This is a genomic window from Streptomyces sp. NPDC051364, from assembly GCF_040682115.1.
GTDB lineage: Bacteria > Actinomycetota > Actinomycetes > Streptomycetales > Streptomycetaceae > Streptomyces.
The window spans coordinates 25,879-49,446 of record NZ_JBFBAH010000002.1 but is presented as its reverse complement, the minus strand read 5'-3'; the positions used below and the strand labels follow the sequence as shown (position 1 = coordinate 49,446).

Sequence of the window (23,568 nt, the reverse complement as noted above, 5' to 3'; positions counted from 1 at the left end):
GGGTCGGGGGGCGGGGGCGGGTCCGCCGGTCGGGCGCCCGGGCGCGGGCCACCCCCACTCCCGGTCAGGGAGATCGCCACCTAAGATGACCAGCGGCGGAGCCACATGGCCCGCCGGGAGGAAGCCCGGTGCGAATCCGGCGCGGTCCCGCCACTGTGAACCCTGCAGAGCAATCCGCCGGGTGAGTCAGGAACTCCCGCTGTCCTCACTGCCCGGGGCGCGGAAACCCCGAGGAAGGCCTGCCGCCGCATGATCCTGCTGCTGTCGACGTCCGACACCGATCTGCTCAGCGCCCGCGCCGCGGACGGCCCCGTGCCGTACCGGTTCGCGAACCCGTCCCGCCTTCCCCTCGACGACCTGCCCGGGCTGCTCGACGGCGTCGACCTGGTCGTCGTACGCCTCCTCGGCGGCCTGCGCGCCTGGCAGGACGGCCTCGACCTGCTCCTGGCGCCGGCCCAGACCCGCCCGGTGGTGGTCCTGACCGGCGAACAGGCCCCGGACGCCCAGCTGATGGAGGCCTCCACGGTCCCGATCGGCATCGCGGCCGAGGCGCACGGCTACCTCGCCCACGGCGGCCCCGCCAACCTGGACCAGCTGGCCCGGTTCCTCTCCGACACCGTGCTGCTCACCGGCCACGGCTTCGAGCCGCCGGCCGCCGCGCCGACCTGGGGCCCGCTGGAGCGCACGCCCGGGACCACCGAGGGTCCGCGGATCGCCGTGCTGTACTACCGCGCCCACCAGATGAGCGGCAACACCGCCTTCGTGCACGCCCTGTGCGATGCGATCGAGGCCCAGGACGCCCAGGCGCTCCCCCTCTACGTGTCCTCCCTGCGCGCTCCGGAGCCGGACCTGATCGCCGCGCTGGAGTCGGCTGACGCGGTCGTCACCACCGTCCTCGCGGCCGGCGGCACCAAGCCCGCCACCGCCTCGGCGGGCGGCGACGACGAGTCGTGGGACGCGGGCGCGCTGGCCGCGCTCGGCGTCCCGATCCTGCAGGCCCTGTGCCTGACCGGCTCGCGCAGCGCCTGGGAGGAGAGCGACGAGGGCCTGTCCCCGCTCGACGCCGCGACGCAGGTCGCCGTGCCCGAGTTCGACGGCCGTCTGATCACCGTCCCGTTCTCCTTCAAGGAGCTCGACGAGGACGGCCTGCCCGCCTACGTGGCCGACCCCGAGCGCGCTGCCCGCGTCGCCGGCATCGCCGTCCGGCACGCCCGCCTCCGGCACATCGAGCGGCGCGACAAGAAGCTCGCGCTCGTCCTCTCCGCGTACCCCACCAAGCACTCCCGCATCGGCAACGCGGTCGGCCTCGACACCCCGGCCAGCGCCGTGGAGCTGCTGCGCACCCTCATCGCGGGCGGCTACGACTTCGGCCCCGTCGAGGAGATCCCGGGCCTGGTCTCCGGCGACGGCGACGAGCTGATCCGCGCCCTGATCGAGGCCGGCGGCCACGACCAGGACTGGCTGACCGAGGAGCAGCTGGCCCGCAACCCGGTCCGCATCCCGGCCGCCGACTACAAGCGGTGGTTCGCCGAGCTCCCCGCCGAGCTGCGGGGCAGCGTGGAGCAGCACTGGGGCGAGGCCCCGGGCAACATGTTCGTGGACCGCTCCGCCAACCCGGAGGGCGACATCGTCCTCGCGGCCCTGCGCCGCGGGAACCTGCTCATCCTGATCCAGCCGCCGCGCGGTTTCGGCGAGAACCCGATCGCGATCTACCACGACCCGGACCTGCCGCCGTCGCACCACTACCTGGCCGCTTACCGCTGGATCCAGGCGCGCGCCGAGGACGGCGGCTTCGGCGCCGACGCGATGATCCACCTGGGCAAGCACGGCAACCTGGAGTGGCTGCCGGGCAAGAACGCCGGCCTGTCGGCGGCCTGCGCGCCCGACGCCGCGCTCGGCGACCTGCCGCTCATCTACCCCTTCCTGGTCAACGACCCGGGCGAGGGCACGCAGGCCAAGCGCCGCGTGCACGCCACCCTGGTCGACCACCTGGTGCCGCCGATGGCGCGCGCGGAGTCGTACGGCGACATCGCGCGCCTGGAGCAGCACCTGGACGAGTACGCGCAGATCTCGGCGATGGACCCGGCCAAGCTGCCGGCCATCCGCGCCCAGATCTGGACCCTGATCCAGGCCGCGAAGCTCCACCACGACCTGGGTCTGGAGGAGCGCCCGGACGACGAGGGCTTCGACGACTTCCTGCTGCACGTCGACGGCTGGCTGTGCGAGGTCAAGGACGCCCAGATCCGCGACGGCCTGCACGTCCTGGGCGGCGCCCCGACCGGCGAGGCCCGGGTCAACCTGGTCCTCGCGATCCTGCGCGCCCGTCAGATCTGGGGCGGTACGACGGCCCTGCCCGGCCTGCGCGAGGCGCTCGGCCTGGACGAGTCCGCGGCCACCCGTACGACCGCCGACGAGGCGGAGGCGGCGGCCCGCGCGCTGGTGCAGGCGATGGAGGACGCGAACTGGGCCCCGGAGGCGGTGGCTTCGCTCGCCGCCGGCCACTCGGCGGACGTGGCGGCCGTACTGGACTTCGCGGCCCGGGAGGTCGTCCCGCGGCTGGCCGGCACGACGGACGAGATCGCCCACGTCGTCTCGGCCCTGGACGGCCGCTTCGTCCCGGCGGGCCCCTCGGGCTCCCCCCTCCGGGGCCTGGTGAACGTCCTCCCCACGGGCCGGAACTTCTACTCCGTGGACCCGAAGGCCGTCCCGTCCCGCCTCGCGTGGGAGACGGGCCAGGCCCTGGCCGACTCCCTCCTCACCCGCTACCGCACGGACAACGGCGAGTGGCCGGCCTCCGTCGGGCTGTCCCTCTGGGGCACGAGCGCGATGCGCACCTCCGGCGACGACGTCGCCGAGGCGCTGGCCCTGCTCGGCGTCCGCCCGGTCTGGGACGAGGCCTCGCGCCGCGTCACCGGCCTGGAGCCGATCCCGCTCGAGGAGCTGGGCCGCCCGCGCATCGACGTCACGCTGCGCATCTCGGGCTTCTTCCGGGACGCGTTCCCGCATGTGATCGGCCTGCTGGACGACGCGGTACGGCTGGCGGCGTCCCTGGACGAGCCCGCCTCGGAGAACTACATCCGGGCCCACGCCCAGGCGGACCTGGCCGAGCACGGTGACGAGCGGCGCGCGACGACCCGTATCTTCGGCTCGCGCCCGGGCACGTACGGCGCCGGCATCCTCCAGCTGATCGACTCCCGCGACTGGCGTACGGACGCCGACCTCGCGGAGGTCTACACGGTGTGGGGCGGCTACGCGTACGGCCGCGGCCTGGAAGGCCGCCCGGCCCGCGCCGAGATGGAGACCGCGTACAAGCGGATCACGGTGGCCGCGAAGAACACGGACACCCGCGAGCACGACATCGCCGACTCGGACGACTACTTCCAGTACCACGGCGGCATGGTGGCCACGGTCCGCGCCCTGCGCGGCACGGCCCCGGAGGCGTACATCGGCGACTCCACCCGCCCGGAGACGGTCAAGACCCGCACCCTGGTCGAGGAGACGTCCCGCGTCTTCCGCGCCCGCGTGGTCAACCCCAAGTGGATCGAGGCGATGCGCCGCCACGGCTACAAGGGCGCCTTCGAGCTGGCGGCGACGGTGGACTACCTCTTCGGCTACGACGCCACGACGGGCGTGGTCGCGGACTGGATGTACGACAAGCTCACGGAAACCTACGTGCTGGACCCGACGAACCGCGCCTTCCTGGAGGAGGCCAACCCCTGGGCCCTGCACGGCATCGCGGAACGCCTCCTGGAGGCCGAGTCCCGCGGCATGTGGGAGAAGCCGGACCCCCAGATCCTCGAATCCCTCCGCCAGGTCTACCTGGACACGGAAGGCAACCTGGAAGGCGACTCGGAGTAGTCCGCACCGCACGGAGCCGGACCGGCCTCCTCACCGCGTACGGGTGGGAAGGCCGGTCCGGCTCTATGCGTTCCGGCTCCCGGGCTGCTCAGCTCAGCCGTACGGGCAGGCTGAGGAGCCCGCGGTGGCGGGGGTTGGACTGCCACCGCGCCTCGTGCGTCTCGTCCAGGCGCAGGCGGGGGAACCGCTCGAGGACCCGGGTGAGGGCGATCTCGCCCTGCAGGCGGGCGAGCGGCGCCCCGAGGCAGTGGTGGATGCCGTGGCCGAAGGCGAGGTGGCGGCCCGCGTCGGTCCGGCCGATGTCGAACCGGTCGGGGTCGGCGAACACGGCCGGGTCCCGGTCGGCGCCGAGGAGCGAGATCTGGACGAACTCGCCCTTCTGGATGGTCACTCCGCCCATCTTGATGCGCTCGGTGGCGTAGCGGAACGACGCGAGGCCGGACGGGGACTCGTAGCGCAGGACCTCCTCGACCGCGCCGTGCACCAGCTCCGGGTCGGCGCGCAGGGCGGCGAGCTGGTCGGGGTGGGTGAGCAGGGCGTGGATGCCGTTGGCGACGAGGTTGACCGTGGTCTGGTGGCCGGCGACGAAGAGGAGGAAGGACATGGATGTGATCTCGTCCTCGGTGAGGGCGTCGCCGCCCTCGTCCCGGGCGGTGAGCAGGGCGGACAGCAGCCCGTCGTCCGGGTTCTCGCGCTTGAGGGCGATGAGGGCGCGCAGGTAGCCGAGCATGCTCTCCGCCGTGAAGACGGAGACCTCGCCGTCGCCCTGGCCGCCGCCGAGGCTGTTGCCCCGTATCTGGAGGATCTCGTGGTCCGCGTCGGAGGCGCCGAACAGTTCGAAGGCGACCGCGACCGGCAGCGGGAGGGCGAACTCCGAGATCAGCTCCGCTTCGGCCTTCCCCTCCAGGGTGTCGAGCAGCCCGCCGACGAGCTGTTCGACCATGGGCCGCAGGCTTGCGGCGCGGCGGGCGGTGAACGCCTTCTGGACGAGCTTGCGCAGCCGGGTGTGGTCGGGCGGGTCGGCGTTGAGCATGTGCGAGAACATCGCCGCTCCGGGCCCCTCGGTGAGCCCGATGTGCCGGCCGAACCGCTGGGCGGCCTGGTTCTTCGACAGCCGCGGGTCGGCGAGGAGGGCCTTCGCCTCCGCGTGGCCGGTGACGACCCAGCCCTCGACCGCTCCGGGGCCGGGGTAGCGCAGGTACCGGATGCCGCCGTCCTGCCGCCGGCTCCGGTAGATCTCGTGGGCGCGGTCCTGCCAGTCGTCGGCCAGGATCTCGGCGTTGTTGCGGTCACGGCCCTGGCGGTCGTGGGTCTTGCGGTCACGCATGGTGCACCCGGTTCTTGTGGCCGACGTGGACGGTCTTCACCCCGAGGAGGCCGACGAGCGGCACGTCGGCGGTGCGCTGGCCGGGGGCCACGACGAGTCCGGTCCGGCGGATGTGGTCGAGCAGGAGTTCCGCCAGCGGCATGACCATGTGCCGCCCCCAGCAGCGCTCGCTCGCGTGGCCGAACGGCATGTATCCGGGGGTGGTGTCCGGGTCGAGGATGTCCCACCGGGCGGGCCGGAACTCCTGCGGGGAGTCCCACAGGGCGGGGTCGCGGTGGGTGAGCAGCGGCAGCACCAGTACGTCGTCGCCGGGCCCGATGCGGGAGTCGAGGGCGGGGTACTCGGGGCTGCGGTTGCGCAGCAGGTTCCAGGAGGGCGGCAGCAGCCGCATCGCCTCGTAGAGGATGTTCCGGTTCGAGTCGCCGTCGTCGAACGGAGAGCCGAGCCACAGGGCGTTCGCGACGAGGGTGGAGACGGTGAAGCAGACGGGAGCGGCCGCGCGTCGGTACATGCCCATGGCGTACCGGCGGTCGTGGTATCCCTCGGCCTCGGCGAACAGGCTGCCGATGTGCGTCAGGTGCGGGCCGGGCCGGGGCCTGCGCGGGAGCGCGGCTCCGGCGACGATCGTGGACCAGGTCAGCTTCGGGTCGATCTCCAGCGTCCGGGACATCAGGATCCGCAGCCGCGCGGGGTCGTCGCGCAGGATCAGATCGCGGAGGAAGTCGTGGCCGGTGAGGGGCCACGGCCCCGACAGATCCGTGTCCTGCGGTATCGGGCGCTCCAGGGCTTTGCGCACGTCCTTTCCGATGGTGCGCATCACGGAAGAGGCCTCGGTCTTGGAAATGGACCGGCCGTGCAGGGGTTTGAATGTCGGCCGCTCGGTCTCGGTCGCCTTTCGCGCGGCGAGAATTCTGTCGGAGAGTTCCGCTCCGGCAATTCCGATGGTGTCCGGCTCCAGCCGGACGAGGTCCTTTCCCAGGTGGTCGTCGATGAGTGCCTGGAGTCGCGGGGCGAATACGGTGGCGCGGCGCGTGTGCGCACGCGTCAGGGGCGTGGCTGGCATATGAGGGCTCCGGGGAATGCCGAAGGCCCGTACACGGCGGGGCCGGAAGGGCCGGGTCGGCCCTGCCGGGTACGGGCCCGGTGCTGGTATTTCCGGCTTAGTACCAGAAGTACCAGGCGCTCTGCTTCAGGCTCGGCTCGCTCTTCTTGACGAACGAAAGGTCCCGGCAGATCGGGGTGCTGCGCAGGGCAGCGAGAATCGTCTTCTTCATGTCTTTCCCCTCCTTCACGTGTGCTTGCGCACATCAATGGTTCGACCGGGCACGGCAGTTGATATGCACGGGAGGTACACCCGCCGTGTTGCGTGGCCGTTGCAGCGAGTAGACACGCAAGTGACGGAAGTAGTCAATGGTTCCGCCTTGGCACTGGCCAAATCCGATATCCGGAAGGGCTTCCTCCACGCCTTCGAATGAATTCGAACGCCGCGTGACAACACGAATACCGACACCTCTCGGATTTGACTTATTGCCTGCACATGCGGGTGAGCGCGAACCGTGGACGGTCATACGGCGTTCGACCCGGCACCCGGCGGGCCGGCCGCGGGCCCTCGCGGCACGGGTGCCTTATATCCCGCCAGGCACCTGCGCCCCGGAACGGCTCGTGCGTCACCTGAAGCGGTGAACTCTCCCTTGTCCCGGCGGCAACCGGGGTAGGGCACTGCTGATCTCGTGCGGGGGGCCGCGGCCAAGGGGCCCCCGCGCCCTCGGACGGAAAGGTCCATCCCGCCGTGACACAGCCGTTTCAACTGCCGGATTTCTACGTGCCCTATCCGGCACGACAGAACCCGCACCTGGAGGCCGCGAGAACGCACACCCGGCAGTGGGCCCGCGGCTTCGGGATGCTGGAGGGGTCCGGCGTCTGGACGCAGAAGGACCTGGACTCGCACGACTACGCGCTGCTGTGCTCGTACACGCACCCCGACTGCGGCGGCGACGCACTGGACCTGGTCACCGACTGGTACGTGTGGGTGTTCTTCTTCGACGACCACTTCCTCGAGGTCTACAAGCGCACCCAGGACCGCGAGGGCGCGAAGAAGTACCTCGACGGGCTGGCCGCGTTCATGCCGATGGACCTCGCCGACGGGTTCCCCGAGCCCACGAACCCGGTCGAGGCGGGCCTCAAGGACCTCTGGTCGCGGACCGTGCCCGCGATGTCCATGGACTGGCGGGAACGATTCTCCGAGTCGACGAGGAACCTCCTCAACGAGTCGATGTGGGAGCTCCACAACATCAACATCGGCCGGGTGGCCAACCCGCTCGAGTACATCGAGATGCGCCGCAAGGTCGGCGGCGCCCCCTGGTCCGCGGGGCTGATCGAGTACGTGTCCGCCGAGGTGCCGGCCCGGGTCGCGCACGCGCGTCCGCTCGAGGTGCTGCGCGACGCGTTCTCCGACGCGGTGCACATCCGCAACGACATCTTCTCCTACCAGCGCGAGGTGGAGCAGGAGGGCGAACTCTCCAACGCCGTCCTGGTCCTGGAGACCTTCCTGAAGTGCACCACCCAGGAGGCCGCCGACCTGTCGAACGACCTGCTGACCTCGCGGCTCCAGCAGTTCGAGTACACGGCCCTCGCCGAGGTCCCCGCGCTCGCCGCCCGGCACGGGCTCGACCCCGTCGAGCAGGCGTCCGTACTCGCGTACGCGAAGGGCCTGCAGGACTGGCAGTCCGGCGGCCACGAATGGCACATGGTCTCCAGCCGCTACATGAACGAGGAGGCCAGGGCAGGGGCGGCGGCCCCGCTCGCCCTGCCCTTCATGCCCAGCGGGCCCGGAGCCGCCGCCCTCGACCTGCGCTCGGTGTTCACCCCCCGCGCCATGGACATGCGCCGGCGCAGCTTCACACACGTGCCGTTCCAGAAGGTGGGCCCTTCGCTGCTGCCCGAGTTCCACATGCCGTTCCCGCTCACCCTCAGTCCGCACCTGGACCGGGCGCGCCGGGAACTGGTGCTCTGGTGCCGGGAGATGGGCCTGCTGCATCCGCAGCCCGGCGACCCCGGCTCCGACATCTGGGACGAGGCCAAGCTGGTCGGCATGGACTTCGCGCTGTGCTCGGCGGGCATCGACCCCGACGCCACGCCCGAGGCGCTGAGCCTGAGCGCGCAGTGGCTGGCCTGGGGCACGTACGCGGACGACTACTACCCCAAGGTCTTCGGCGGCTCGAAGTCACCCGGAGCGGCGCGGGCGGCGACCGACCGGCTGATCTCCATGATCCCGGTCGACCCGGCCGAGGCCCCGGAGCCGGTCACCGCCATGGAGCTGAGCCTGAAGGACCTGTGGGCCCGCACCGTCGCCGGGATGAGCGCTGCGATGCGCGCGGAGTTCCGCGGGCACGTGACCGGGATGCTGGACAGCTGGGTCTGGGAGATCGGCAACGCCGTCGTGAACCGGATTCCCGACCCGGTCGACTACGCCGAGATGCGCCGCTTCACGTTCGGCTCGTACCTGACGATGTTCCTGGCCAAGTTCGGCCACGAGGGCGACGGCGTCCCGCCCGAGGTCTACCGGGACGGCGTGATGCACTCGCTGGAGAGCGCGGCGGCGGACGTCGGGTGCATCCTCAACGACCTCCACTCGTACCAGAAGGAGATCGAGGTCGAGGGCGAGGTCCACAACCATGTCCTCGTCACCCAGAACTTCTTCGACATCGACTACCCGCAGGCGTTCGCGATCGTCGCCGACCTGCTGGAGCAGCGCACCCGGGAGTTCGAGCACATCCGGGACCACCAGCTGCCGGTGCTGTACGAGGACCACGGCCTCGACCGGCAGGCGCGCGCCTCGCTCGACGCGTACGTGCGGGAGCTGGAGGACTGGATGGTCGCCGTCCTCAACTGGCACCAGAGCGTACGCCGTTACCGCGACGAGGACCTGTACCCGAAGCCCACCGGCCTGACCCCCGGAACCTGCAGCTCCTCCTTCGGCATGTCGGCGGCCCGCATCTCCCTGCCCGCCTGATCCCGCCCGGCCCGGCCCGGGCGGTGCGCCTACCGCTGCCCGTGCGGGCGAACGCCGCTCCTGCGGGCGCTGCTACTGCGGACCCGTCCACCCCGTCGGGACGTGGCCGAGGCGGACGCGCTGGGGGTGGTCGCCGACGGGGACGGAGACCCGCTTCGTCCCGGTGGCGAAGTCGATGGCGGTGACCCGGTCGGCACCGCTCTCGGAGATCACGCAGGCCGTGCCGTCCCCGTCGACGGTGGCCCAGTACGGCTTGTCGGCCTGGACCAGCGGCCCCTCGGCGAGGGTGGCGCGGTCCACGACGGTGGCGTAGTCGTCCATGGTGCCCGCGATGCAGAGCTTGGCCCCGTCCGGGCTCATGGACATGCCGTGGTGGCGGGAGTCGTTGACCCAGGTGGTGCGGTCCGCGTGGGTGGCGGGATTGCGGGGGAGCTCCTTGATCCGGGTGATCCGGTCGGTGGCCACGTCGTACTCGACGACCCCGTTGAAGAAGGACACCTGGAAGTAGAGCTTGGACTCGTCGGGGCTGAACGACATGGGCCGGACGGCATCGGACAGGTCCGAGCGGCCGAAGGCGTTCAGGCGCTCGCGCATGTCGATCACGCGGACCGTGCGGAAGGTCTGCGCGTCGACGACGGTGATCTTCCGGTCGCCCTTCGTCCAGTCCAGCCAGGGCGCGTCGAGGGCGGAGGTGACGTCCCCGATGGAGCTGTTCCACAGGTAGCGGCCGTCACGGGAAAAGGTGTTCTCGTGCGGCTTGTCGCCGGTCGGGAAGGAGCCGAGCTGCCGCCCGGTGGCGATGTCCAGGACGTGCACGGTGTTGGCGGTGGAGGCGGAGACGGCGACGCGGGTGCCGTCCGGCGAGACCGCCATGTGGTCGGAGCGGTAGCCGGCGACGGGGAAGCGCCAGTTGACCCGGCCCGTCCGCACGTCGATCGAGACGGCGTCGGCGAAGCTGGGGCGGGAGGCGACCACGGCGGTACCGTCCGGGGTGGTGTACATGTCGTCCACGAACTGGTCGTGGCCCTCGCCCGCGGTGTTGCGGATGCCGAGGAAGAAGCCGAGCTTGATCGGATTGAGGTAGATCTCCCGGAGCCGCTCCTCCTTGTCGGGGATCATATTGATCCGGCCGACCTTGGCGAGGTCCCCGGTGGAGGCGAGCACATCGGCGGTCCCCTCCCAGTTGTTGCCGACGAACAGCACCTCGCGGACGCCGGGGCCGGCGGCGGGGCCGTGGCCCGCGGCCGGGGCGGAGGCCGATGCGGTGCCCCCGGCGAGCGAGGCCGCGACCAGCGCACAGCCGGCGAGGAGCGTACGTACGGGGGTACGGGCGGTGCGGGCCGTGCGGGCCGTGCGGGCGGTCCTGGACATCCGCTCAACTCCGTTGCAAGGAAGCGCTGTTACCGGCCGGTAAAATAGGCGGAACAGCAAAAGGGCGCAACCCTCGGGTCACGCCCTTTTCTTCACACCCGCTGCTTCACGCCCGTTTCTTCACGCCCGCGCCTTCAGGTCCTTCAGGCGACGGAGCCGATCCTGCCGATCACCGTGTTCGAGGTATTCGGGTGGATCGGTATGTGCGCTCCGGTGAGGGCCGCGCCGGAGCCGCCGCGGCGGTTGGCGACGATCTCGGCGGCGATGGACAGCGCGGTCTCCTCCGGGGAGCGGGCGCCGAGGTCCAGGCCGATCGGGGAGCGCAGCCGGGCGAGCTCGAGCTCGGTCACGCCGACCTCGCGGAGCCGCTTGTTGCGGTCCTCGTGGGTACGGCGGGAGCCCATGGCGCCGACGTACGCGACGGGCAGCTTGAGGGCCAGTTCGAGGAGCGGGACGTCGAACTTGGCGTCGTGGGTGAGCACGCACAGGACCGTCCGGCCGTCCAGCGAGCCCGCCGAGGACTGTGCCTCGAGGTAGCGGTGCGGCCATTCGACGACGATCTCGTCCGCCTCGGGGAAACGGTTCTTCGTCGCGAACACGGGTCGCGCGTCACACAGGGTCACGTGGTAGCCGAGGAATTTGCCGATCCGCACCAGGGCGGACGCGAAGTCGATGGCGCCGAAGACGATCATCCGCGGCGGCGGGACGCTGGACTCGACGAGCACCTTGAGCGGCTCTCCGCAGAGCCGGCCGTCGGCGCCGATCTCCAGCACACCGGTCCTGCCCGCGTCCAGCATGGCGCGGGCCTCCTCGGCGATGGTGCGGTCCAGCTCGGGGTGGCCCCCGAAACCGCCCTCGTGGCCGCTGTCGCCCCGGACGAGTACGGCGCGGCCCTTGAGCTCGTCCGGCCCCTCCGCGATCCGGGCGACCGCCGCGGCCTCGCCGCGGGCGGCCGCGGCCAGCGCGGCCGCGAACACCTCGCGCGCCGGGGATCCCACGGGGACCGGGGTGACGAGGATGTCGATGATCCCGCCGCAGGTCAGACCCACGGCGAAGGCATCGTCGTCGCTGTAGCCGAACTGCTCCAGGACGGTCTCGCCGTCCTCCAGCGCCTGCCGGCACAGCTCGTACACCGCGCCCTCCACGCATCCGCCGGAAACCGAGCCGATGGCCGTGCCCTCGCCGTCGACGGCGAGTGCGGCTCCGGGCTGCCGGGGCGCGCTCCCGCCGACCGCCACCACGGTGGCGACGGCGAAGTCACGTCCCTGCTCGACCCACCGGTTCAGTTCTTCGGCGATGTCCAGCATGTGCGGCCTCCTCGGAGAGGTTCGGTTTCCAGTATCGGATGCGTGGAGGGTCAGGTCTTGATCACGAGCCCGGCCTTACTTCACACCGAGCCACGCCTCGATCGGGTGGAGGGCGAAGAAGACCAGGAAGACACCGGTCAGGACCCACATGAAGGCGCCGATCTCGCGGGCCTTGCCCTGCGCGACCTTGATGGCCACGTAGGAGATGACACCGGCAGCGACACCCGGGGTGATCGAGTACGTGAAGGGCATGACCACCACGGTCAGGAAGACCGGGATGGCGGTTGCGGTGTCGGCCCAGTCCACGTGGCGGGCGTTCTGCATCATCATCGCGCCGATGACGACCAGGGCCGCGGAGGCGACCTCACCCGGGACGATCTGCGTGATCGGGGTGAAGAAGAGGCAGGCGGCGAAGAACAGGCCCGTGACGACGGAGGCGAGGCCCGTGCGGGCGCCCTCGCCGACGCCGGTGGCGGACTCGACGAACACGGTCTGGCCGGAGCCGCCGGTGAAGCCGCCGATGGCGCCACCGGCGCCGTCGATGAACAGCGCCTTGGACAGGCCCGGCATACGGCCCTTGTCGTCGGCGAGCTTGGCCTCGGTGCCGACGCCGATGATGGTGGCCATCGCGTCGAAGAAGCCGGCGAGGACCAGGGTGAAGACGATCATGCCGACCGTCATGACGCCGACGTCGCCCCAGCCGCCGAACTCGACCTGGCCGAAGAGCGAGAAGTCCGGCATCGAGACCGCGGAGCCGTCCAGGGTGGGCGGACCGTTGCGCCAGGCCTTCGCGTCGATGTCCGCGACGGCATTGAGGATCGCGGCGAGCACGGTGCCGCCGACGATGCCGATCAGGATCGCGCCGGGGACCTTGCGGGCCTGCAGCATGAAGATGGTCAGCAGGGTGACGCAGAAGATCAGGACGGGCCAGCCGGCGAGCTCACCGACCGAACCGAGCTGGACGGGGGGACCGAACTCGGAGCCCTTGCCGACGAAGCCGGCCTTCACGAGGCCGATCAGGGCGACGAACATGCCGATGCCCATGGTGATCGCGTGCTTGAGCGCGAGCGGGATCGCGTTCATGATCATCTCCCGGAGGCCGGTGACGACCAGGAGACAGATCACGACGCCGTACATCACGCACATGCCCATGGCCTGCGGCCAGGTCATCTGCGGGGCGACCTGCGAGGAGAGCACGCCCGAGACGGAAAGGCCTGCGGCCAGGGCCAGCGGGACCTTGCCGACGAAGCCCATGAGGAGCGTGGTCAGGGCCGCCGCGAACGCGGTGGCGGTGATGAGAGCCTTCTGGCTCATGGTGTCTCCGGCGACATCCTTGCCGGAGAGGATCAGCGGGTTGAGCAGGAGGATGTACGCCATGGCCATGAAGGTCGTGACTCCGCCACGAATCTCATTGCCGACGCTGGATCCTCTATGGGTGATGTGAAAGTACCGGTCGAGCCAAGAACGCCCGGCGGGGGTACGAGAGCCGTCGCCGGCCTCTTCCGCGGTGGTCTTGGGCTCCACAGACGACTGGGTCATGGTGCCTAACTCCCAAGGTTCAAAGGGGCACCCGCATAAAGATTGGAGACACGGGATTTGGGAAACTCCGTTTGGCTGCACGACCCGGGGTGACGGCCCGAGGCGACGCGAAAATCACTGCGTGTACTGCGGGTACTGCGGGGGTTCTGCGGTACTGGTGGCGGCTCCGGGGTGCCGGGGCCACCGGGTGTTTCGTGGGGTACTGCCGGTCGAACGGACCGCGAGCGGTGCGGTTTTTCGTACTCCGGACTTCTTGCTCCGGGCGGTGTGGCTGGAAGTGTGACGTTCCCGGTGTCACACCGCCCGGAAATCTGTGGGGGTCCGGGGGCCTCGCGGCCCCCGGACCACGCCGTCCTAGAGGGTGCCGGTGAGGGCTTCCGGACGGATCGGCGTCTTGTTGATCTCCAGACCGGTCGCCTGCCGGATCGCCGCGAGGACGGCCGGGGTGGACGAGAGGGTCGGGGCCTCGCCCATTCCGCGCAGGCCGTACGGCGCCTTCGGGTCGGCGAGCTCCAGGACGTCGACCGGGATGGTCGGGGTGTCGAGGATGGTCGGGATCAGGTAGTCCGTGAAGGAGGGGTTGCGCACCTTCGCGGTCTTCGGGTCCACGATGATCTCTTCCATGATCGCGACGCCCAGGCCCTGGGTGGTACCACCCTGGATCTGGCCGACCACGGAGAGCATGTTCAGCGCCTTGCCGACGTCCTGCGCGGTCGCCAGCTCGACGACCTTGACCAGGCCCAGCTCGGTGTCCACCTCGACGACCGCGCGGTGCGCGGCGAAGGTGTACTGGACGTGACCGTTGCCCTGGCCGGTGACCAGGTCGAACGGGACGGTCGGGTGGTGGCGGAACTCGAGTTCGAGGTCGATGGCCTCGTCCTCCAGGATCTCGGCGATGTCGCCGAGGACCTCTCCGCCGTCGGTGACGACCTTGCCGCCTTCGAGCAGCAGCTCGGCGGTGGCCCACGCCGGGTGGTACGAGCCCTTCTTGCGGCGGCCGATCTCCAGGAGCGCCTCGCGGACGGCCTCACAGGTGTTCTTCACCGCGCCACCGGTCATGTACGTCTGCCGCGAGGCGGACGTGGAACCGGCGGAGCCGACCTGGGTGTCGGCGGGGTGGATGGTCACCTGCGTGACGCCCAGCTCGGTACGGGCGATCTGCGTGTGGACGGTGATGCCGCCCTGGCCGACCTCCGCCATGGCCGTGTGGACCATCGCGACGGGCTCGCCGTTGATGACCTCCAGGCGCACGCGGGCGGTGGAGTAGTCGTCGAAGCCCTCGGAGAAGCCGACGTTCTTGATGCCGACCGCGTAGCCGACGCCGCGGACGACGCCCTCACCGTGGGTGGTGTTCGAGAGGCCACCGGGCAGCGCTCGGACGTCCGCGCCCTCGCCGGCGGTCTCCCACTGGCGCTCCGGCGGCAGCGGGCGGGCCTTGACCCGGCGCAGCAGCTCGGCGACGGGCGCCGGGGCGTCCACGACCTGGCCGGTGGGCATGATCGTGCCCATCTCCATGGCGTTCAGCTGGCGGAACTCGACCGGGTCCATGCCCAGCTTCGCCGCGAGCTTGTCCATCTGGGCCTCGTAGGCGAAGCAGGCCTGGACGGCACCGAAGCCGCGCATCGCGCCACAGGGCGGGTTGTTCGTGTAGAGCGCGATCGCCTCGATGTCCACGTCCTCCAGGACGTAGGGACCCACCGAGAGGGAGGAGGCGTTGCCCACGACCGCCGGGGAGGCGGACGCGTACGCGCCGCCGTCCAGGACGATCTTGCACTTCATGTGCGTGAGCTTGCCGTCCTTGGTGGCGCCGTGCTCGTAGTACAGCTTCGCCGGGTGGCGGTGCACGTGGCCGAAGAAGGACTCGAACCGGTTGTAGACGATCTTGACCGGCTTGTTCGTGGCCAGGGCCAGGAGGCAGGCGTGGATCTGCATCGAGATGTCCTCGCGGCCGCCGAAGGCACCGCCGACGCCCGAGAGCGTCATACGGACCTTCTCCGGCGGGAGGCCCAGGACCGGGGCGATCTGCTGGAGGTCCGAGTGCAGCCACTGGGTGGCGACGTACAGCTCGACACCGCCGTCCTCGGACGGCACGGCCAGACCGGACTCCGGGCCGAGGAAGGCCTGGTCCTGCATGCCGAAGGTGTACTCGCCCTCGACGATGACGTCGGCGCGCTTGCGGGCCTCTTCCACGTTGCCGCGGATGATCGGCTGGCGGTGCACGATGTTCGGGTGCGGGACGTGACCGATGTGGTGGTCGTCGCGGCCCTCGTGGATCAGCGGCGCGCCCTCGGCGAGGGCGGAGGCCTCGTCGGTGACGAGCGGCAGCTCGCGGTAGTCGATCTTGATCTTGGCGGCCGCGCGGCGGGCGGTCTCCGGGTGGTCGGCGGCCACGAGGGCGACCGGCTCACCGTGGTGGCGTACCCGGCCGTGGGCGAGAACCGGGGTGTCCTGGATCTCGAGGCCGTAGTTCTTCATCTCGGCGGGCAGGTCGTCGTACGTCAGGACCGAGTACACGCCGGGCATGGCGAGCGCCTCGGAGATGTCGATGGAGACGATCTCGGCGTGGGCGACGGTGCTGCGCAGGGTCTGGCCCCAGAGCATGTCCTCGTGCCACATGTCCGAGGAGTAGGCGAACTCACCGGTGACCTTGAGGGTGCCGTCCGGACGCAGGATGGACTCGCCGATGCCGCCCTTGTTGTGCTTCTGGGTGACGTTCGTCGGCGTACCGGCGGGCACGGTGCGGGTGTTCTGAGCCATGGTCAGACCGCCTCTCCCTGACGGGCGGCCGCGAGGCGGACCGCGTCGAGGATCTTCTCGTAGCCCGTGCAACGGCAGAGGTTGCCGGACAGGGCCTCACGGATGTCCTGGTCGGACGGGTCGGAGTTCTGCTCCAGGAGCGCGTCCGCCTGGACGAGCAGACCGGGGGTGCAGAAACCGCACTGAACGGCGCCGGCGTCGATGAACGCCTGCTGGATGCCGGAGAGCTCGACGCCCTCACCGGTCTGGGAGTCACCGGCCCGCGGGCGGAGCCCGCTGTCGGACCCGTGCGCGGACCAGCGCTTGGCCTCGTCGGTGGTGACGCCCTTGCCGCCGCAGCCGCCGCCGGTGCCGCAGGCACCGCCGTGGCCGTGCTCTTCGCGCTGCTTGGCGAAGTCCGCCAGGCCCTCGACGGTCACGACGTCGCGGTCCTGGACCTGACCGGCCGCGACCAGGCAGGAACAGACCGGCACGCCGTCGAGGCGGACGGTGCAGGAACCGCACTCGCCCTGCTCACAGGCGTTCTTCGAACCCGGCAGGCCCAGGCGCTCGCGCAGGACGTAGAGGAGGGATTCGCCCTCCCAGACGTCGTCGGCTTCCTGCGGACGGCCGTTGACAGTGAAATTGACGCGCATGGTTACGCAGCCCCTTCAAGCGAGCGGCCGTTCGTGCCGCGGTACTGCTCCCACGTCCAGACGAGCTGGCGGCGAGCCATGATGCCTACCGCGTGGCGGCGGTACTTCGCCGTGCCGCGGACGTCGTCGATCGGGTTGGCCGCGCCGGTGGCGAGCTCACCGAACTGCTTGGCGATCGACGGGGTGATGACCTTGCCGGACTCCCAGAAGCCGCCCTCTTCGAGCGCGGCGTTCAGGAACTCCTCGGCGGCCTTCGCGCGGATCGGGGTCGGCGCGGCCGAACCGATGCCGGTGCGGACCGTCCGGGTGTCGGGGTGCAGGGCCAGGCCGAAGGCGCACACGGCGATGACCATCGCGTTGCGCGAGCCGACCTTGGAGTACTGCTGCGGGCCCGTGGCGTTCTTGATGTGGACCGACTTGATGAGCTCGTCGGCGGCGAGCGCGTTGCGCTTGACGCCCGTGTAGAACTCGTCGATCGGGATCAGGCGGGAGCCGCGTACGGACTCGACCTCGACCTCGGCGCCGGCGGCGAGGAGGGCGGGGTGGGAGTCACCGGCGGGCGAGGCGCAACCGAGGTTGCCGCCGACACCGCCGCGGTTGCGGATCTGGGGGGACGCGACCGTGTGCGAGGCGAGCGCGAGACCCGGCAGCGTGCCGCGCAGGTTCTCCATGATCTGGGTGTACGGGACGGAGGCGCCCAGCTTGGTGACCTCCTCGCCTACCTCCCACTCCCGCAGCAGCCCGATGCGGTTGAGGTCGAGGAGGTACTCCGGACGGCGGTGGTCGAAGTTGATCTCGACCATGATGTCGGTGCCACCCGCAATCGGCACAGCTGTGGGGAACTCGGCCTTAGCGGCGAGCGCCTCCTCCCAGCTGGCGGGGCGAAGGAAGTCCATGTGCGGCTCTCTTCTTCTTCATCGTGTCGTTCACTTCAAGCCAGGAGGCCATGAGGCCCTCGACTGGTCGTTCACGTGCTGTTAACGCGGTGTGGAGTCAGTACACAAGCCGCGCGTCCCCCCGGTGCAGTCACCGAAACCATGAAGGAGTTGGCTGGCGGCCTCCCTCGTCTTGTAGATTCGTATGAAAGGCAGGATGCAACGACCTGCCCGATTTCCAACGGCAACATTCGAGACAGATCGGCGGCGACACCATGCGGCTGCGCGCACTGCTGGAAACCGAGGCGCTGGGGCTGCGGCTGCTGGGCGGCGAGGACGAACTCGACCGGACGGTCCGCGGCGTCATGACGACCGACCTGAGGGATCCCAGCCGATACCTCACGGGGGGCGAACTCGTCCTCACTGGCCTGGCCTGGCGAAGAAATTCAGCCGACTCCGAGCCGTTCGTACGAATCCTGGCGAGCGCGGGCGTCGCGGGCCTCGCGGCCGGCGAGGCGGAGCTCGGGGACATCCCCGACGATCTCGTTTCAGCCTGTCGGCGCAACCGGCTGCCCTTGTTCGCTGTGAACGAAGACGTTGCATTCGCCACGATCACCGAGTATGTGGTGCGGCAGGTCTCGGGGGAGCGCGCGGGCGATCTTGCGGCCGTCGTGGACCGGCACCGCCGCCTGATGACCTCGGGCCCCGCGGGCGGTGGACCCGACGTGGTGCTCGATCTGCTCACCACCGACCTCGATCTGCGCGCCTGGGTTCTGTCCCCCACGGGCCGGCAGATCGCCGGAGCGGGAGAACCCCTGGCACCAGGCGTCTGCGCGACGCTGGCCGGCGAGCACCTGGCGGCGGTCCGCACCGGGCGCAGGGGCCCGCACCGGATCTCCATCCAGGGTATTACCTACTCCCTGTTCCCGATCAGGGGAGCGGGGCGGGCCCCGGGCGGCCCCGGGGCCCGTGACGTGCGCGAGAGCGTGCTCTCGGACTGGCTGCTGGCCGTCGAGGCGAACGCGGGCGACTGGCCCGCCGAGCGGCTCGACCTGCTCCAGGGCGTGACCCAGCTGATCGCCGTCGAGCGGGACCGGCGCGACGCGGCCCGTACGGTGCGCCGCCGGCTCGCCCAGGAGGTGCTCGAGCTGGTCCAGACGGGCGCCGCGCCCGCCGAGATCGCCGCCCGCCTGCGGGTCGCGGCCCCGGTGCTGCTGCCGGGGCTGGGCACCGCCCCGCACTGGCAGGTCGTCGTGGCGCGGGTCGACTGGGACGGCGGGGACATCCCCGGCGGCCCGGTGGCCCAGTCGCTGCTGGAGGAGATCCTGGTCGACCCGTCCGTCTCGGGGCCCGAGCCCTCGGACCGGATCGCGGTGGCCCATGCGGGTGACGAGGCCATCGCGCTCGTACCGCTGCCCTCGCTGCCCGGGGAGCCCGGCGAGGAGAAGGGCGGCCCGGACCGCGCCCTGCACGCCGACGAGCTGCTCTCCGCCGTACGGGAGCCCCTGCAGGCGGGCCTCGCCGACGACGGCCGGATCACGCTGGGCGTCAGCGCGGCCGTGCACTCCGCGGAGGGGCTGCGCGGGGCGCTGGAGGAGGCCCGGCACGCCCGCCGGGTCGCCGCGGCGCGCCCGGGCCGGGTCTGCGCGGCGGGCCACCACGAGCTGGCCTCGCACGTACTGCTGCTGCCGTTCGTCCCGGACGACGTGCGCCGGGCCTTCACGGCGCGCCTGCTGGACCCGCTGCGGGACTACGACCGCCGCCACCGCGCGGAGCTCATTCCGACGCTGGAGGCGTTCCTGGACTGCGACGGCTCGTGGACGCGGTGTGCGACGCGGCTGCACCTGCACGTCAACACGCTGCGCTACCGGGTCGGGCGAATCGAGCAGTTGACGGGGCGTGACCTCTCGCGGCTGGAAGACAAGCTCGACTTCTTCCTGGCACTGCGGATGAGCTGAGCAGATCCGGCCAGGGGCGGTGCCGGGTGCCTGACGCGGCGTCCGGACTTTGTGAAAGAGTTCACCCGACCCCTTGGCCGAAGCCGTCGATCCGTGCTCTCATTTCGGCCCAGGGCTCGACGACGTGCTGCTTGGTTGCTTTGGGGAGGGCAATGTGGCGGATACCGCCATGTCCGGTGCCGGAACTACCGGGGGAGACGACCCCCTCCAGCGGGCGATATGGCGGCTGCGCTCGCGCGGCTGTTGGACCGACGCGGCGGCCCTGCTGACGCCGCACCTGCCCGACGCCGGCGCGGCCGTGCAGCGGACCGCGCTGCTGGTCGAGCGGTGCCTGTTCACCGGGCAGGGCTGGGCGGAGGCGGAGGACGCGCTGCGGGTCGCGGAGGCGGTGGCCCGGGACGACGACGAGCGGGGCTCGGCGGCGTGCGAGCGGGGGCAGCTGGCGTACGCGGCCACCGTGCTCGGGGTCCGCGACCGCTCGGACGAGGCCCGGTCGGCGCTGGGCCGGGCGGCGGCGCTGCTGTCCCCGGGGTCCCGGACGCGGCCCTTGCTGGACTTCCGCCGCGGCCTGGTCGCGGAACACCTGGCGGACGACCCCCAGTCGGCCCGGCCCGCGTACCGCCGCGCCCACGCCGGGGCCCTGGCCCACGGGGACACCCTCCTCCTGTCGTTCACCTGGCGGCACCTGGCGGCGCTGGCCCTGCGGGACGGGGAGGTGGCGGAGGCCCGCAAGGGCTTCGCGGAGTCCCTGCGCATCCGGGAGGAGCTGGGCTTCCTGATCGGCACGGCACCGGCGCTGGCGGCGCTGGCCGAAGCCGAGCCGGAACCGGAGGCCGCCCGCCTCCGCGCGGAGGCCCGCCGCCTGTTCCACCTCCTGGGCGGAATCCCCACCTGGCTGGCGGACCAGCTCCACCCGGCTCCGGCGACCTGACGGCGCGGGCCCGTGCGGGGCCCCGGTCAGGTGCCGGTGAAGTGGTTGCGGATCAGGGGTTCGATCAGCGGGAGGTCGCCTGCGATCAGGGCCTCCAGCAGGGCCGAGTGCTCCGCCGCGTCCGCGACGAGGTCCGCCCTGCGGACCCGCGGAGCACCCGGCAGCGGCCACTGGGACCGGCGGTGCAGTTCCTCCGCGACCTGGACCAGCTGGTCGTTCCCGCCCAGGGAGAGGACCTCCCGGTGGAAGGCCCGGTCCGCATCCGCGTACCCCGGGAGGTCACCGGCCGTGGCGGCCTCGGCCGTGGCGGCCGCCGCCGGCCGCAGCGCCGACCAGGCCTCCGCCGGGACCGTACGGGCCAGCCGCAGCATCACCGGCACCTCCAGCAGCGCGCGGACCTCCGCCAGCTCCGCCAGGGCCCGCGGCGTACGCGACAGCACCCGGAAGCCCCGGTTCGGCAGACATTCCACCGCCCCCTCGAGCGCCAGTTGCTGCATCGCCTCGCGCACGGGCGTCGCGGAGACGCCGAAGCGCTCCCCCAGCGCCGGCCCGGAGTAGATCTCCCCCGGCACCAGCTCGCCGTCGACGAGCGCGGCACGCAGCGCGTCCAGCACCTGCGCGCGCACCGAATGGCGCAGCACCTTCTGCGTCGGGATCAGCGCCGTCACCCCGACGTGGGCCGCTTCGTGCACTCGGTCCTCCTCTGGGTTCGACCTGGGCCCTCAGAGAATAGGTGAATCGATCCGGCAAGTGCTGGTACAGGCCACCGAGATCAGCTAAGGTAAGGCTTACCTTTGCCCCTAGCGTCCGCGTGAATCGGTGGTTCCGCCATGCCCGACAGCTCCGCCGTCGCCCCGCCCCCGGCCGGCTCTCCGGTGGCGGACGCGTACGCACGCCTGTCGCAGGTGTACGACAGGCTGCAGGTCACCGAGCGCGCAGCGCACGAGGCCGCCCCTCGCGGTGTGGGGTGGGTCGGTGCGGACGCGCTCGCGGCGGCCGGAGCCGAGCTGGACGGGTACCTCGCCTGGGACGACGCCCAGGTCCTGCGGGACTACGGCCGCCAGGCCCGCCCCGACGTCGTGGCCACCTTCGGCCTGCACCGGTACGCATGGCCCGCGTGCCTGCTGATCACGGCCCCCTGGTTCCTCCACCGGCGGGTGCCCCGGCTGTCGGCAGAGCACGTGGCCTTCCACCGGACCCAGGGGCGCATGAGCGTGCGCATCGAGTCCTTCGCCTGCCTGCCGGACGATCCGGCGGCCGCTCTCCCCGGGGCCCGTGTCGTGCCCGACGAGGAGGCGCTGCGCGGTGAGGTGCGGGCTGCGGTGGCCCAGCACCTCGAGCCCCTCCTGGACGGCTTCGGCCCGCGCATGCGGCGCGGGCGCCGCGCCCTGTGGGGCATGGTGACGGACGAGATCGTCTCGGGCGTCTGGCACCTGGGCAAGCTCGTGGGCGAGGAGCGCCGGGCCCGGGCCGAGCTGGAGGCGCTGCTGCCCGGCAGGACGGCTCCGTACACCGCCGGCGCGGCATTCCGCATGCTCTCCGGCCCGGACGGCGAACCGCTGCCCACCCGGGACCGGGCCAGCTGCTGCCTCTTCTACACGATCCGGCCCGAGGACACCTGCACCACGTGCCCCCGCACCTGCGATGCGGATCGCATCGTCCGCCTCACGGCTGCCGCCTGACATCTGAACCCACTCGTCCGGCTGACCGTAATCGAACACAACTCTGGCAGTACGAGCGGCAGTTCGAGCTACAACACCCTATCCGGCGGGCCCCACACCCCGATGGCGTCCACTTGCCCCGAAACCCGCATGCCGAGCCGATCTCCTGCGCCACCATGGCTCCCGGAAGGCCGCACACGCGAGGCAGAGGCAAGGGACATCCGCATGAGACTGACCGACATATCGCTGGACTGGCTGCTGCCCGGCAGCCTGCTGATCCTGGGCGTACTTGCGGCAGTTGCGGTACTGGCCCGGGGCAAGCGGGAAGGCGAAAAGGCCGCGGCCGACGACACCTGGGAGCGCAGCGAAGAGCGGCGGCGGCGCAAGGAAGCCGTCTACGGAACCGCCTCCTACGTCCTGCTGTTCTGCTGCGCGGCGGTGGCCGCCGCGCTCTCCTTCCACGGACTGGTCGGCTTCGGCCGGCAGAACCTGAACCTCTCCGGCGGCTGGGAGTACCTGGTCCCCTTCGGCCTCGACGGCGCCGCCATGTTCTGCTCGGTGCTCGCCGTCCGCGAGGCCAGCCACGGTGACGCGGCCCTCGGCTCCCGCATGCTGGTCTGGCTGTTCGCGGGCGCGGCCGCCTGGTTCAACTGGGTGCACGCGCCGCGCGGCGCCGGGCACGACGGGGCCCCGCAGTTCTTCTCCGGAATGTCGCTCTCGGCGGCCGTGCTCTTCGACCGCGCCCTCAAGCAGACCCGCCGGGCGGCGCTGCGCGAACAGGGCCTGATCCCGCGGCCGTTGCCGCAGATCCGGATGGTCCGCTGGCTGCGGGCCCCCCGGGAGACCTTCGGCGCCTGGTCGCTCATGCTGCTGGAGGGGGTGCGCACCCTCGACGAGGCCGTCGACGAGGTGCGCGAGGACAAGCGCGAGCGGGAGCAGGACCGCCACCGCAGGCGCGACCAGAACCGGCTGGACCGGGCCCGCATCAAGGCCCTGGGCCGGCAGAACCGGGCGTTCGGGCGATCCCGCGCCCGCCAGGTCGACGTGCCGGGGCTGGCCCCCGGGTCGGGCTCCGCGCCGGTCGGCGCGGAGCCGGCCATAGCGGAAACGGGACAGCTGCCCGCCCCACGCCGCCGGCCCTCCCTGCAGGCCGTGCACCGGACCGAGGTCGCTGAGGTGACCGGCCCCCGGACGGTGGACCTCACCGCCGAGGACGACACCCAGACCATCCCCCGCCTCGACTCGCTCGAGCGCAAACTCAAGGATCTGGAACAGCAGTTCGGCTGACGGCTGCACCCCACCCAGGACCTCGGAGGGCCCGCCGGTCAGGCGGGCCC

The 23,568-nt window shown here is 71.4% G+C and carries 15 protein-coding genes and 1 riboswitch; of the genes, 6 read left to right on the top strand and 9 right to left on the bottom strand.

Annotated elements, in window-relative coordinates; translation table 11 throughout:
• The first annotated feature begins 75 nt into the window (after positions 1–75).
• A riboswitch (cobalamin riboswitch) is annotated at positions 76–217 on the top strand.
• A 32-nt stretch (positions 218–249) separates the two neighbouring features.
• Positions 250–3,858: a cobaltochelatase subunit CobN gene (gene cobN / locus AB0M76_RS04105; protein WP_365951426.1), complete on the top strand. Its 3,609-nt coding sequence runs from the start codon at positions 250–252 to the stop codon at positions 3,856–3,858.
• An 88-nt stretch (positions 3,859–3,946) separates the two neighbouring features.
• On the opposite strand, the gene AB0M76_RS04100 is transcribed toward cobN, so the two are convergent.
• Together AB0M76_RS04100 and AB0M76_RS04095 are read right to left on the bottom strand one after the other, a co-directional pair.
• Positions 3,947–5,185, bottom strand: a complete 1,239-nt coding sequence (locus AB0M76_RS04100; protein WP_365951425.1) for a cytochrome P450 — start codon at positions 5,183–5,185, stop codon at positions 3,947–3,949.
• Positions 5,178–6,248 (bottom strand): cytochrome P450, encoded by a 1,071-nt coding sequence (locus AB0M76_RS04095; protein WP_365951424.1) that lies wholly within the window; start codon positions 6,246–6,248, stop codon positions 5,178–5,180. The genes AB0M76_RS04100 and AB0M76_RS04095 overlap by 8 nt, the downstream gene beginning before the upstream one ends.
• A gap of 726 nt (positions 6,249–6,974) precedes the next feature.
• On the opposite strand from AB0M76_RS04095, the gene AB0M76_RS04090 reads away from it, so the two are divergent.
• Positions 6,975–9,197 carry a germacradienol/geosmin synthase gene (locus tag AB0M76_RS04090; RefSeq protein WP_365951423.1) on the top strand — a complete coding sequence of 741 codons (2,223 nt, stop codon included), beginning with the start codon at positions 6,975–6,977 and terminating at the stop codon, positions 9,195–9,197.
• A 72-nt stretch (positions 9,198–9,269) separates the two neighbouring features.
• Here AB0M76_RS04090 and AB0M76_RS04085 read toward each other — a convergent pair whose 3' ends face one another.
• The 6 genes from AB0M76_RS04085 to AB0M76_RS04060 form a co-directional block, all read right to left on the bottom strand.
• The gene (locus AB0M76_RS04085; protein WP_365951422.1) at positions 9,270–10,568 is read right to left on the bottom strand and encodes a YncE family protein; all 1,299 of its coding nucleotides are present in this window, start codon (positions 10,566–10,568) and stop codon (positions 9,270–9,272) included.
• 143 nt (positions 10,569–10,711) lie between these two features.
• Complete coding sequence (locus AB0M76_RS04080) at positions 10,712–11,875, bottom strand: XdhC family protein (RefSeq protein ID WP_365951421.1); 1,164 nt, start codon at positions 11,873–11,875, stop codon at positions 10,712–10,714.
• Between the two features lie 75 nt (positions 11,876–11,950).
• Positions 11,951–13,414, bottom strand: a complete 1,464-nt coding sequence (locus AB0M76_RS04075; RefSeq protein WP_365951420.1) for an NCS2 family permease — start codon at positions 13,412–13,414, stop codon at positions 11,951–11,953.
• Positions 13,415–13,768: 354 nt separating this feature from the next.
• Complete coding sequence (locus tag AB0M76_RS04070) at positions 13,769–16,171, bottom strand: molybdopterin cofactor-binding domain-containing protein (RefSeq protein ID WP_365951419.1); 2,403 nt, start codon at positions 16,169–16,171, stop codon at positions 13,769–13,771.
• Positions 16,172–16,173: 2 nt separating this feature from the next.
• Complete coding sequence (locus AB0M76_RS04065; protein ID WP_365951418.1) at positions 16,174–16,806, bottom strand: (2Fe-2S)-binding protein; 633 nt, start codon at positions 16,804–16,806, stop codon at positions 16,174–16,176.
• 2 nt (positions 16,807–16,808) lie between these two features.
• The gene (locus AB0M76_RS04060) at positions 16,809–17,702 is read right to left on the bottom strand and encodes a xanthine dehydrogenase family protein subunit M (RefSeq protein WP_266662413.1); all 894 of its coding nucleotides are present in this window, start codon (positions 17,700–17,702) and stop codon (positions 16,809–16,811) included.
• A gap of 254 nt (positions 17,703–17,956) precedes the next feature.
• Here AB0M76_RS04060 and AB0M76_RS04055 point away from each other — a divergent pair, with 254 nt between their 5' ends.
• Together AB0M76_RS04055 and AB0M76_RS04050 are read left to right on the top strand one after the other, a co-directional pair.
• On the top strand, positions 17,957–19,639 hold the full coding sequence (locus tag AB0M76_RS04055) for a PucR family transcriptional regulator ligand-binding domain-containing protein (RefSeq protein WP_365951417.1): 1,683 nt from the start codon (positions 17,957–17,959) through the stop codon (positions 19,637–19,639).
• A 154-nt stretch (positions 19,640–19,793) separates the two neighbouring features.
• The gene (locus AB0M76_RS04050; protein WP_365951416.1) at positions 19,794–20,570 is read left to right on the top strand and encodes a hypothetical protein; all 777 of its coding nucleotides are present in this window, start codon (positions 19,794–19,796) and stop codon (positions 20,568–20,570) included.
• A 26-nt stretch (positions 20,571–20,596) separates the two neighbouring features.
• On the opposite strand, the gene AB0M76_RS04045 is transcribed toward AB0M76_RS04050, so the two are convergent.
• Complete coding sequence (locus tag AB0M76_RS04045) at positions 20,597–21,262, bottom strand: GntR family transcriptional regulator (protein WP_365951415.1); 666 nt, start codon at positions 21,260–21,262, stop codon at positions 20,597–20,599.
• Positions 21,263–21,400: 138 nt separating this feature from the next.
• Between AB0M76_RS04045 and AB0M76_RS04040 the strand changes: the two genes are divergently transcribed.
• Both AB0M76_RS04040 and AB0M76_RS04035 read left to right on the top strand, forming a co-directional pair.
• A complete protein-coding gene (locus AB0M76_RS04040; RefSeq protein WP_365951414.1) occupies positions 21,401–22,252 on the top strand; it encodes a (2Fe-2S)-binding protein in 852 nt (283 codons plus the stop codon).
• Between the two features lie 204 nt (positions 22,253–22,456).
• Positions 22,457–23,518, top strand: coding sequence for a DUF2637 domain-containing protein (locus tag AB0M76_RS04035; protein WP_365951413.1), 1,062 nt, complete (start codon positions 22,457–22,459; stop codon positions 23,516–23,518).
• Positions 23,519–23,568: the final 50 nt, after the last annotated feature.